Source organism: Paenibacillus sp. F411 (assembly GCF_017582705.1).
Lineage (GTDB): Bacteria > Bacillota > Bacilli > Paenibacillales > Paenibacillaceae > Paenibacillus_AQ > Paenibacillus_AQ algicola.
In genome coordinates this window covers 43,192-55,926 of sequence record NZ_JAGFIP010000001.1, presented here as the reverse complement: position 1 = coordinate 55,926, position 12,735 = coordinate 43,192, and the positions used below count along the sequence as shown (strand labels likewise).

8 protein-coding genes are annotated in these 12,735 nt (G+C 50.3%); 3 read left to right on the top strand and 5 right to left on the bottom strand.

Annotated features, from left to right (window positions below):
- Window positions 1-138 precede the first annotated feature (138 nt).
- Complete coding sequence (locus JJQ72_RS00185) at window positions 139-1,323, top strand: family 16 glycosylhydrolase (protein WP_208202348.1); 1,185 nt, start codon at window positions 139-141, stop codon at window positions 1,321-1,323.
- 261 nt (window positions 1,324-1,584) lie between these two features.
- Here the strand turns inward: JJQ72_RS00185 and JJQ72_RS00180 are convergent, their stop codons facing one another.
- The 4 genes from JJQ72_RS00180 to JJQ72_RS00165 form a co-directional block, all read right to left on the bottom strand.
- Window positions 1,585-3,105, bottom strand: coding sequence for a glycoside hydrolase family 43 protein (locus tag JJQ72_RS00180; protein WP_208202347.1), 1,521 nt, complete (start codon window positions 3,103-3,105; stop codon window positions 1,585-1,587).
- Window positions 3,106-3,122: 17 nt separating this feature from the next.
- On the bottom strand, window positions 3,123-4,760 hold the full coding sequence (locus JJQ72_RS00175) for a response regulator (RefSeq protein WP_208202346.1): 1,638 nt from the start codon (window positions 4,758-4,760) through the stop codon (window positions 3,123-3,125).
- Window positions 4,761-4,791: 31 nt separating this feature from the next.
- Window positions 4,792-6,540: a sensor histidine kinase gene (locus JJQ72_RS00170; RefSeq protein WP_208202345.1), complete on the bottom strand. Its 1,749-nt coding sequence runs from the start codon at window positions 6,538-6,540 to the stop codon at window positions 4,792-4,794.
- Between the two features lie 70 nt (window positions 6,541-6,610).
- On the bottom strand, window positions 6,611-8,317 hold the full coding sequence (locus tag JJQ72_RS00165) for an extracellular solute-binding protein (protein ID WP_208202344.1): 1,707 nt from the start codon (window positions 8,315-8,317) through the stop codon (window positions 6,611-6,613).
- A 239-nt stretch (window positions 8,318-8,556) separates the two neighbouring features.
- Here JJQ72_RS00165 and JJQ72_RS00160 point away from each other — a divergent pair, with 239 nt between their 5' ends.
- Together JJQ72_RS00160 and JJQ72_RS00155 are read left to right on the top strand one after the other, a co-directional pair.
- Window positions 8,557-9,519 carry an ABC transporter permease gene (locus JJQ72_RS00160; protein ID WP_243895774.1) on the top strand — a complete coding sequence of 321 codons (963 nt, stop codon included), beginning with the start codon at window positions 8,557-8,559 and terminating at the stop codon, window positions 9,517-9,519.
- Window positions 9,520-9,530: 11 nt separating this feature from the next.
- Window positions 9,531-10,409: a carbohydrate ABC transporter permease gene (locus JJQ72_RS00155; protein ID WP_208202343.1), complete on the top strand. Its 879-nt coding sequence runs from the start codon at window positions 9,531-9,533 to the stop codon at window positions 10,407-10,409.
- A gap of 91 nt (window positions 10,410-10,500) precedes the next feature.
- Here the strand turns inward: JJQ72_RS00155 and JJQ72_RS00150 are convergent, their stop codons facing one another.
- Complete coding sequence (locus JJQ72_RS00150) at window positions 10,501-12,684, bottom strand: hypothetical protein (RefSeq protein WP_208202342.1); 2,184 nt, start codon at window positions 12,682-12,684, stop codon at window positions 10,501-10,503.
- Between the last annotated feature and the right edge of the window lie 51 nt (window positions 12,685-12,735).

The window sequence follows — 12,735 nt, the reverse complement described above, 5'->3', positions numbered from 1 at the left end:
CATCTCTGTTTAAAAGCTGCCATTTCGCTCCAGGTTTTGGAATTGTACACTATAGGCAATCTCTAATGAAAGCAGGTGATGACTGAAGTTTGCAGCTCGCTCGCAGGCAAAACCCAATCATGAAATGGAGGTTGTACAATGATGAAACCCCGCATGTGGAGGCTCAGTCTCAAGGCTTTAACGATGGTAGCAATGCTTGTGTCGACAGTTGCTTTTGCCGGTTCAGCTCAAGCATCTGGAAGCTTTTCTAACGGAACGTTTAATGGAGGAACACTTGCTCCCTGGTCAGGCACCGAGATCAGCACGACGACGAATGGTGCTTATCAAGGGTATAGCATGACTATTCCTGGCAGCAGAGAGGCCGTACAAACGGTAACTGGACTATCTCCAAACACCTCGTATACTGTAACCGCTTACTTGAAGGTTGGGACTGCCGGGGATACCATTACACTCGGCGCACGTAATTATGGCAGCTCCACTTCGACTTCATCAACCAGTGGAAGCTATTCACAGAAGAGCATCACCTTCACAACCGGCTCTGGCCAAACCTCAGCCCAGATATTCATTAATCGGTCTACGCCTGGACAGTGGAGCTGGGGGTATGCGGATAACATCACCGTTACGTCCTCAGGTGGAGGCGGGGGCGGGATCCCTCAGCCATCCGGTCCGGGGTCTGGCTGGACACTGGCCTTTAATGATGAGTTTAATGGCAGCTCTCTGGATACGACCAAATGGAATTATAACTGGCCATGGGGCAATATCGCAGACCATAGTGACGAAGTACTGCGGTCTTCCAATATTTCTGTGGGCGGCGGCTCGCTGGCGATCAAGGCTAACAAGGAAGGTAATACCTGGTACTCTGGATTGATTCAAACGAACGGTAAATTCAATCAGCAGTATGGTTATTGGGAAGCTCGAATCAAGTCAGCACCCGGCAACGGCTTCTTGACTGCATTCTGGACGAAGACCGAAGCGGTATGGCCGCCAGAGATTGATGTCATGGAAGTGTTAGGAAATGATCCCTACAAGCTGCACATGACCCAGCATTATATTAACTCATCCGGCAATTATGTCGGAGATGGCGGCAGCTGGACCTCATCTTCCAATCTGGCTGACGGATACCATGTTTACGGTGTAGAATGGAATGCTTCTCAAATCAAATGGTATGTAGACGGGGTGCTTCGCAGAACGACACCTAACAATGTCTATCAGCCGCTGTATACGTTACTGAATGTGCATGTCGGTATGGACTGGACCGGGGACCCTCAGGATTCCAATACAAGATATGCCTATGTCGACTGGGTTAGAGTCTGGAAAAAATAACGCCTTGAGTGTTCATTGCGTGCTAGGCCTGAACTGAAATGGGGCTGCCCTAAAATCTTGTTAACCGAGGCAACTCACTATTGAAATGCGAAGCTAACAATAAAGACATGGTGGAGTCAGGGAGATCAGCCCAGCACCGCCATGTCTTTATTGTGGTCTATTGCTACCTTCTTCAACAAGTTCACAAAGGTTCACAACAACAAATGAGGCCATCCCGCAAGATCTTAGATCTTTAGGGACAGCCTCCTTTTGTCTTGGACGCTACAGCTTAAGACCCTCATACTCCAGCCAATGAAAATCAGCGGGGGAGTGGCAGTCAAAGCCGTTGCCTGTGGCATATAGCCCTATCATTAGACCGGTCCACACGCCGGCCAGCTCCTGCGACAAATGCGAAGTATCGGTATTTCCAAGCCAGACCCGGGTCTGATCGGCAAGTCTGGCATACAACTTCACGATGTCCGGGTAAGCTTCCAGCTCCAGGATAACAGCACTCTCGCTCTGTCCCTCTTCCAATGGCTTAAAGACCTCATGCTTTGCTTCACCAAAGGTTTGGCGGAACAGTAAGCCACGGCGGCCTTCTTGCACCGTAAGTGCCGCTTCGGTATGATAGCGGCTGCTCATATAAGCGGTCAGGCCAGCCTCTTCTCCTTCCTGCCGAGGCCGAAATTCAAGCTTACACGTAATCACAGCCTGCATATGCTGCAGCCGAACCCCTGTCCAGACCGGGCTCTCTACATCGGAAAGTCGGGTCGCACTCCCCTTCAGCCTTAAACAGCCCGGACGTTCCGCCAGTGAATAACGCTCCAGATCCGGCATACGAATGTAGGACCATCTACGATCCAGCTCTGCTCCTTCAAAGTGGTATCTGACTGATGAAGACTCTAGCTGAGGCTGCTGTGAACCAAGTCCCTCCAGAGTACCGCTGCCGTTCACGATCGGCCAGCCATCCTCAGACCAGGTGACAGGAGCCAGAAAAGTTTCCCGGCCGAGATGACTAAAGCTTTCATACCGTGCATGCCGCGTCCCGAGCATGACCATCCACCAGCTCCCGTCCTCCATTTGAAATAGATCCCCGTGCCCCACATCCCTGACCTCATGGCAGGAGAGATGGCGGTGTGTCAGGATCGGATTGTGAGGACAGGCTTCAAAGGGACCCCAAGGGCTAGTGCTTCGCCCGATAGCTACACTATGGCCAAAGCGTGTTCCTCCCTCTGCGGCCATCAAATAATAATAAGAGCCGATATGATAGAGATGAGGGCCTTCCGTATCGGGAGAAACAAAGCCCTTCGCGATTTCAACAGGGATGTCTAGCAAGGCTCCTGTCTCTATATCCATCCGAGCCTGAACAATTCCTTCTTTGCCTCTTCGCGTATAGTAAACCGTACCGTCATCATCGAATAACAGGGACGGATCAAACAGCTCATCGTCGATCCAGACCGGATCCGACCAAGGACCTGACGGCTCCCGGGCCTTAATGAGGAAATTACCGCCGCCTCCAACGTTCGTCGTCACAATGTAGAACCACCCGTCGTGATAGCGCAGTGTCGGAGCAAAAATCCCTAAGAAGCTGCTATCTCCTTCTCTTCCCTTAAACGGTAAAGCGTCCGTCCGATGGAGCCCATGTCCAATCAAGCTCCAATCTCTCCCGTTTTGGCTGTAATAAATCGGCAGTCCGGGAAAGTATTCAAAGGTGCTGGTTACCAGATATAGATCCCCGCCGACCCGGCATACACTCGGATCCGGGTGAAAGCCAGACAGCACGGGCTTCAGGCTATTGGTCATTGGATATCCCCCTCGAATTACATATTGTCTCGATATTCCTGTGGAGTCATCTGATATTGACGCCGAAACAGCTTGCTTAAATACTGTGGGTTCTGATACCCGAGCGAGGCTGCAATTTCATAGATTTTGAGTTCGGAATGCTTGAGGAGATAAGCGGCCTTCTCCATCTTCAGGCGATACACATACTCAGTAATGCTCTCTCCTGTCTCCAGCTTGTAAATGCGGGATAAATATACCGGGTGCAGGTCAATACGCTCTGCGATATCGTAAAGCGACAAGTCCTGTCCCAGATATTCCATGACATGATGCTGAACCTGCTCAATGATCGACTTCCGATTGCCCTTCATATTGTCTGTGAAATGGGTCTTCAGCCTTTCTAAGGACTGAAACACCCATTCCTTTACTGGATGAATGGACGAGAGGGCAGCGCCATTGAACAGCAGCGCCTGATCTTCGCCAATCAGCTGAAACAGCCGCATACCGTTCTTATGTGCCAGATATGTAAAAGCTCCGCTCACCGCAAACATGACCTCCATAATATGCTCTACAGAATCCGCCCACTCTTGCTCGAGCTCAGTGAATATCTCCTGCAGCCGTTCTTCAAAAGCATCCCATTTGCCGGCATCAATATATTGATGCAGAAGGGGCGGCTCGTACAGGCTTTTAATAATGGAGGTGTTCTCAAATAGCGGAGCCTCGCCGCCCGAAATGAACAGCGCTTCGCCATTGCCGGCCTTCTGCCGCAGCACAGACAGGCTTCGCTCATAGCACTCCTGGACCGCCGTTCGATCCAGGGGAAACCATAAAGATACAAGAACGGAAATCGACAGCTTCAAAAATTGCTTGACCTTTTGCTGCAGCTCCGCTGCTTTGCCTTCCAGAAGTGATCGAATATCCTCCGCGACTACCTCTGCATCCGGTGCTTGTCCGCTGCTTCTTGCCTTCACAAGTATGATCTGCTGATCATGCACATCCTTGCCGATCCAGACATGATAATGCTCGCTTAATATTTCCTCGGCAATATTGCTGATTGCGTAGTCCATGAGAGGCCGATGACGTCCGGTTGTTCGTTCAGGATTGCTCTCAACCCGGATGAGCAGCATCGCCGCTTGGTCATTCAGTCGGAATGCCAGGCTATAGAGGTCGAGCCTGGACGACAGCAAAGCGTCAGAAATCCGATGTCCCGAAATCAGATCATGAAGCAGATTGCTCTGCAAAAGAGGCAGATGGTCACGGATCGTAGAGAGAGCCTTCTGCTCCGAAGCAACCGCAAGCCACTGCCGGCGGTGCTGCTCACAAGCCAACTGGATGGCTGAAACAAGCTCCTCATCGGTTGCAGGCTTAAGCAGGTATTGCACTGCATCCAGCGCCAGCGCCTGCCGGGCATATTCAAATTCAGAGTATCCGCTCAGCAAAATGCATTTGGTCTGCTTGGACAGCTTGCGAATATGGTGAATCAGCTCGATACCGGACATCCCCGGCATGCGAATATCCGTAATAATAATGTCAACAGCCGAGGTTTTGAACAGCTGCAGCGCATGCTCGGCAGAATAAGCCTTCAGCACGTGATCCACCTCCAGGCTTCCCCAGGGCAAAGTCTGGGCCATCGCTTCAACCAAATGCTGCTCATCGTCCACAATCATGACAGAATACACTGCTGATCAGCTCCTTTTTTCCCTCCATGAATTAGCCTGATTTCGGCTTATCGTCCTCCAGGCTCAAGACTATAGACGCGGAGACGCCTCCCCATTTCGATTCGCCAAAATACAGCCCGCTATCGGCGCCAAAGCTGAACTTCAGCCGCTGATGCACATTCCATACCCCGCAGCCCATGTCCTCGCCCAGCGCCTCCTCCAGCCTGGCTTCCAGTGCCTCGCGCTGCTCTGCGGTCATGCCTTTACCGTCATCCTCCACCAGAATGATGATTTGATTCCCCTCCCGCCTGCCAGTTACAGTGATCAAGGTCGCATCCTTCTTCGCTTCAATGCCGTGAATGACGGCATTCTCCACAAGAGGCTGAACAATGAAGCGGGGCACAACAATCTCTAGCAGCTCTTCCGGGAGGTCGATTGTATATTCAAGCCGATTCATTCGCATAGATTGAATTTCAAGATAATTGCGGATTGATTTGATCTCTTCTTCCAATGGGATATTCTGGTTCTGAACCTGAGTGCCATAACGGTAATATTGTCTCAAATGATAGGACATCGCTTCAATGGATTTGTAATCCTCCATCTTGGCCATGCTATTCATAAACGCCAGACAATTGTACAAAAAGTGCGGATTGATCTGGGATTGAAGCTGCTTCACCGTTGCCTCCCGAACACGGATTTTCTCCTCATAGACGTTCTCGATCAGGGCCTGAATCCGCTCAGCCATTCGGTTAAATCGGGAAAAAAGCACTCTAAACTCCTTCCCTGACGGCCCTGGCTGAATGCGATGCCTGTAATCTCCCAGTTCCAGACGCTGGGTTCCATTCATTAAGGTCTTGATGGGAATGACTACCTGGGTATATAGCAAATACGCTGCAGCGATGCTTAAGCCAAACAGGACAGAGGTGGATAACAGAAAGCTGCTGCGGCTTTTGTTCACAGGAGTGAGCACGTTCTCCACCGCCGTATAATCTACCAGCAGCCAGCCAAGCTCTTTGGAAGGCACATAGGTCACCAGATGCTTATGGCCTTCAATACTGACATGCAGCTTCCCGCTGCTTCCGGTGTCCAGAACCTGTAAGCTTTCCTGAAGCTGATGAATCGCAGCCTCATGACTTCCGCTCCCGTATATAATGCCATGCTGCGGATGATATAGAAACGGGTCATTGCGCCCGTCCTTTTGTATAGAATCCAGCAGCTTTCGGATATTAGCCTCGGTAAACTGTGCCTCCAGCAGAAAGATGAGGTCACTCTCCTCCTTGAGCTCAACGGGGTGGGCCATCCGATAACGAAAATGATATCGCGTCCGCCCGCTCTGTTCAGTAGCCTCGACCTCCCAGCGATAAAGCTGGCTCAAGCTGGCATTTGAATACATAAATCGGGGATGGGAGCTGGAGGACAGCATCGTATTCAGGACCGGAGAATAAAAGGATACTGAGTTCTCCCAGCTGCTGGAATTACTTTGCAGAATAAGCTTGTCCTGAATTCGGCCGAGCAGGGTGTAATAATCATAGTCCAGCAGTTCACTTTCAAAATATAAACGCTGATAAGAGCGGAGATCCGGGTCTTCCTTCAGAATCAGCAGCATGGATGCCAGCTGCTTGACATTCGTGTCCAGCTGATCCGCAATGACAGACAGCTGGGAAAGCTGAGCCTCATTGAGCTGGTTTTCCATCGTATCCACACTGACCTGGTACGTATAGGAATACAGCGTCGTGATTGAAGTCAGCAGAAGGATAAACATCAGCATGATTTTATGAAAAAAGCCCCATCGTTTCCACATATCGCAATCCCCCGGTAGACGCTCGAAGAGATCGTTCACGGGAACGATCTCTTCCTCTTACAAGCGAGCTTTATTTGATTCCGTTTTGATCATACCATGCATTGACTTCTGCGGTAACCTCATCGCCGCCGCTCTTCTTCCATTCCTCAACAAAGGTATCAAAGGATGAGCTGTCATTTTTGCCAAAGATGATCTTCGCATAAATGTCCTTCTCCAGCTTCTCCAGGTACTCCCATTTCTGCTTCATTGTAGAAGTGAAGGAGCTCTTAAAGCGTTCAGGCATTGTAATATCCTTCTGGTCGAGGACAATCTTAGCTGCTTCATAGACCTGCTTCGGTGCCGTGCTCGTATTCATAATTTCGTAAGGCGTTTCCGGCTTCACGGTCGGGTCTGCAAATTTCGCCATCGTCTGGAGACTGAGAGACGGGATTCGTGCTCCGTCAAAGGTTAACGTGTATTTGTTAACTGCAATCGCACCGCCCGGTACCTCGGTTGCCGGCTCAGATGCACCCTCCTCCATGAAATAGTCGTATCCGTTATGCATGCCATATTGAAACTCTCCGCCTACCTGCGGATTGGCATAATTGTCAAACATAAAGTTTTGATAGTGGAAAAAGACTTCCGGATGCTCCATGTCCTTATTAATCAGAATGACACCATTATTGACGTTTGTTCCGTGACGGCCGATGTCCCCATCAGGACCTGCCGGAATCGGATACGGACGATATTCTGCCCCCTCGACATTCTTCTTCACATCTTCAAGCGGCCACCATGGCATCCAGTGCGGTCCCACAATGATGCCAGCCTTGCCTGCCGTCCAGATCTCAGAGCCCTTGGACTCGTCCCACAGCAGAACCTCCTGTGGCATGTATCCATTGTCCATCCAGCTCTTAATTGTTTCCAGCGCCTGCTTCGCGCCTTCATTGACAGAGCCATACTCCAGCTCGCCGCTCTCGTTCAGATTCCATTGATTCGGCATCGTGCCATATGCGCCGAACACCCAGCCCAAATCAGACATCCATGTATTGAAATTATTCTTTACACCTGCGGTTAGGCCATACGTATCCTTCTGCCCGTTGCCGTCAGGATCCTGATTGGTGAATGCGTCCATGATCTTCTCAACATCAGCCAGAGTTTGCGGTGTGTCAAAGTTGAACTTCTTCATCCAATCCTCTCGAATCCACAGGACCGGATCGCCGTTGTACATATAGTCCAAAATCGGCACTCCGTATTTCTTGCCGTCCTTCATGAATGGCTGCCATACGGTCGGATCTTCGTTCATCGCATCCTTCCACGTTTGCGAAGCATGCTTGTCAAACAGCTCGCCAACCTCCATAAACTTCCCGGATTCGATCAACGTATCCAGAATCGGCCCTTCGTCTCGCAGCTGCAAAATATCCGGAAGCTTCTCATTAGAGGAAATTGCCAGGCGCAGCTTCGTGTTAAAGGAATCATTCGCGCTTGGCGCCGTCCAGGCATATTGGATATCAATGCCAAGGCGCTCTTTAGCCCACTTTGTGTGTACATTATTCTCAATCGTTTCTCCATCTCTAAACTGGACGTCTCCGCCAACCGGACGGGCTACCGTGATTGTAACGGGTGGATCAAATGTATCCCCGTTCATGGAGAGCGCTGCTTGTCCCGCGCCGTCAGTGCCGTTGCCTCCCGTGTTGTCCGGATTCTCGCTGCTCTGGCTGCCGTTGCTGGAGCAAGCCACCGTGAAGAGAAGAAGCGTAACCATTGACATGCTCTTGACCCATCTCCGTTTTGTAGTCATCTGTTAGTACCCCCTGTATGAATTGTGTTAAGCCGGCTACATGTCAAATTATAAGAAAACGGTTTCGACAAATAAATGGCGCAATGAAAACTGGCATGGGACAAATTTAACCTCTGCTTCTCAGGTTAAATTTGTGCCACCTCTATTGTAAAGCGGACATGTTCACCGACAAAGGAAGCAAATTATAATGAGGCTGACCCACACATCCACCTATCAGAATGAAAAGGAGAGCATAACCTATGAAGCAGTCATTGAACAAAGCAGCCGGGCACGTGCCGGTGCTGACGCCGAAGCAGGATAAGAAGCGCTGGAACATGAAGCGCAACTACCCCCTTCATATCATGCTGATTCCAGCAGTGATTTTCACTCTTGTGTTTGCCTATGTTCCGTTACTCGGAATCGTTATGGCTTTTCAGGACTTCAAGCCCTGGCTCGGCTTCAGCAATTCGCCGTGGATCGGCTGGAGTAACTTTGAATTTATGTTTGAACGGCAGGACAGCAAGCAGGTCATAATGAACACCCTGGTAATCTCCGCAGCCAAAATTGTTGCCGGCCTGATTGCACCCATTACCTTCGCCCTGCTGCTCAACGAGATCCGGCAAGTGGGATTCAAGAGAACCCTGCAGACCCTCGTTTATTTGCCCCATTTTATGTCATGGGTCATTCTGGGCGGCATTCTCATTGATGTCCTGTCGCCGCAGGGCGGACTTCTAAACCGTTTTATTACGAGCGCTTTCGGTATTGAACCGATCTTTTTTCTCGGAGATGGAGACTGGTTCCGCGTGACGATTATTCTCTCTGACATCTGGAAAGAATTCGGCTTCTCAACAATTGTATTCCTCGCAGCCCTGTCTTCGGTCAATCCGTCACTGTATGAGGCCGCCGAGATTGACGGCGCGGGACGCTGGAAGCAGACCCTGCACGTAACACTTCCCGCAATCATGCCGATCACGATTGTTGTCGGCACTCTGTCGCTCGGTAACATTTTGAATGCCGGCTTCGATCAAATCTTTAATTTGTATAACCCACTTGTTTATGACAAAGGTGATATTATTGATACCTTCGTTTATCGAGTAGCCATTCTGAGCGGCGAGATGAGCTTTGGTACCGCAGTGGGACTGTTTAAATCTGTCATCGCGTTTATACTCATTCTAACCTCTTATCGCCTGGCCTATAAATACGCAAATTACCGGATTTTTTAGGGGGACTTCATATGTATCACAAAACGCTGCCTTATCGCATCTTTAGTGTCTTTAACCATATCTTTTTGTTTCTTATAGCTCTGCTGTGCATTTTGCCTCTAATTCATATTCTTGCCGTGTCCTTTAGCGGCAGAGAAGCGGCGGGTGCGAACCTGGTTACCTTCTATCCGATTAATTTCACGCTGGATGCTTATGAGAAGACGATTGCTAACACCCAGTTCCTCAACTCGATCGGTACCTCAGTACTGCGCACGGTCCTGGGCACAACGATCGGCATGATCATTATCTTTTTGGCTGCATATCCACTTTCCAAGGAAGAGAATATGTTTCGGGGACGAAGCCTCTACGCGTGGTTCTTCGTCTTTACGATGCTCTTCTCTGGGGGGATGGTCCCCAGCTACATTCTGATCCAGAAGCTGGGGCTGATGAATTCCATCTGGGCGCTCGTTCTGCCTTTTGTGGTCAGTGTCTGGAATCTGGTGCTCATGCTTAATTTCTTCCGAGGCATTCCAAAGGAGCTGGAAGAGGCAGCTTTTATGGATGGTGCTAATCACTTTGTCACACTTGTCAAAATTTATTTGCCAATCTCAATGCCGGCGATTGCCACCTTGTCCTTGTTTACCGTCGTGTTTCACTGGAATGACTGGTTCAGCGGCATGCTCTATATGAGCGATTACCGTAACTATCCTCTGGCAACATTCTTGCAGTCCATCATTGTACAGCAGGATTTCAGCAAGGTAAATGTCAGTGCAGAGGATTTAAAGAACATCTCGCAGCGGACGGTCAAGTCGGCCCAGATCTTCATCGGAGCCCTGCCTGTGCTCGTTGTATATCCGTTTTTGCAAAGATTTTTCGTGAAAGGCATTGTGCTGGGTGCGGTTAAGGAATAACAATATATAATTGAAACAGGGACCTCTTTCCGTGATGGAAAGAGGTCCCTGTTATTATTCTGCAGCTATTTGAATTAGGCAGTCTTTAAATCTATAAAGACCCGCCAAATCTGGTCGCATACGCCTTAGCGTGTACGTTCTTGGCAGCGTTCACCATCGCTGCATACGGCACGTCAGCGACGTCCACAAAGCCTAGGTTGTAATTCTCGCCGTCCCAATGGCGGCCCAGCAATGGCTCATCCACATACTGGAACCAGTGTGTTCCAACAAAATATGGATTCTTCAGCGCTGCATTGACGTAGTTGGTAAACTTCTCGGCCCGGTTCTGCTGGCTGGATGCGGCCGATTCCGAATTCGGGCCGGTTCCGAATATGCCGCGGTCATTGGCTCCGAATGCAAATTCACCGACGATGGCCGGCTTGTTCAAGCTGCTGATGTCCATCCAGCTATGGCCGTTAACCGATTCTTTATACACGTTGTAGCTCACGACATCGACATACTCCGCTGCTGCTTCCTGAACCTCCTTACTGATGCCCCACTCGGCAAATCTCGCTCCCAGGTACAGCTTGTTCGGCAGCTTCTGGGTTAATTCAGCATCGACAATTGAGAAGTATTTGCGGGCAAGCAGCTTCAGCATTGCGGAATAATCCGGTACCATCCCATTTGAAATCTGTGCCGGCTTGAACGGTGCATTCATTGCCGTGAAGGAGGCAAAGGAGGTTCCCCATTTCGTATTCAAGGCGCCGATATTATTGTTGTATTTCGTTTGCAGATGTGCAATCATAGCGCGTTTGGCATGGCTTTTGGCATCAGATGCATTCATGGCGAGAATGTTGCTGATCAGCAAATATTTACTATCCGTCGTCGCCGGGCTGCCCCAAGGAATTTCATTGTCGATATACACGCCGATGACCCAAGGGTCCTGAGCCACGCCATAGGCGAGAATCTGGTTCTGAACCATATTTTTGACGCTGGTCGTAAACTGCGGATCGTACGGATCCGCAACCGTTCCCCATTCGCCGCTCGGAATCGTGGCGTGTGTGCCCACATTGGTCCAGCCGTTAGCGACATACGCCATTTTATGCTGTGAGCCTTTGCCAAAATACAGTGACGGCTCCGACCAGTTGCCCAGAGAATTGAAGCCCCAGTTCTTAAAGCGGGCTACAGAGACATTCTTCCACTGATTCACATAATCATTTCCATACTTGCGCTCCAGGTTGGCAGAGTAATGGTTAAAGAGCCAGCCCTCGGTTTGTCCCAAAGGCGGACTGCCCACGGAGGTCGTATAGCGGAAATGCTTCCCGAGCGAGCTGTTCTTCGCCGGAAGATCCTTGAACATGCCGTCTCTTCCAGAGATCCAGGTGTGCATATCATCGAGACGGACTACATCAAGGCCTGTAGAGAAGAATAAATAGCCTTCCGGATCCACAAGCGTCCACTTCCCGGCATGCTGTGTCACTCTGAAATGGCCGGTAGCCTGCAGCTTGGGACCATTCTTCCAGCCACCGTACTGACTGAGAACGGCAGGCGGAGCTCCGTTGAGAGCTGCTGCCTCTTGTGCCTTGTCATCCAGAAGGTCCTGATCCTTGGTCACTTTGTCGCTCCAGTTCACGGCTGTATACTGTCCATACTTATCTGCGATGCCATTCAAATAGCTGGAATCGGTATTGGGATCCTTGATAACCTTCAAATTGTCCAGCACGAGCGCCGAGCTGGCGGAAGGATATAACTGAAATAATTGCATGGAAACGATATTGCTGCTGTTTATCGTCTTATCCCCCCAGGCGTATCCCATTTGGGCGCCCGCCGGATTCGGTGGAAGGAACCGCATCCCCAAATCCAGCACGTTCGGGCTAAGGCTCAGGAAATAATTTTTGGTACTCTTGGCCTTCGCCACGGCTTGCGTGACAATCGAGTCCTTCACGCCATCCGCCTGTGCACTGTCGTCCACACGTAAATAGAATGTAATATCCTTATCTGTTGGATTCGTCAGCTCAAACGCAATGGCATTGCCGGAGCCTACACTCCACGGCGTAGACGGGGAGAACTGAACCGACGGGAAATCCCCTGCCGCATAATTAATCCGCAGCGCCTTGGAGCCCGTCGTATTCGTGACCACCTGGAGTGTGGCATTACTGCCGGTCACGTACGCAGGGACCGCGCCATTATCGAAATTCAAGGTGGGGAACGGGACCGCTGCTTCTACAGTACCGGGACTGCTCAGTAAAGACCCTGTCAGAATCAGAGCCATCACGCCTGCAAGCATTTTTTTCATTAACCTTGCCTCCTCATATGGTTTTTATTGCCTCAATAACAGCGAATAATC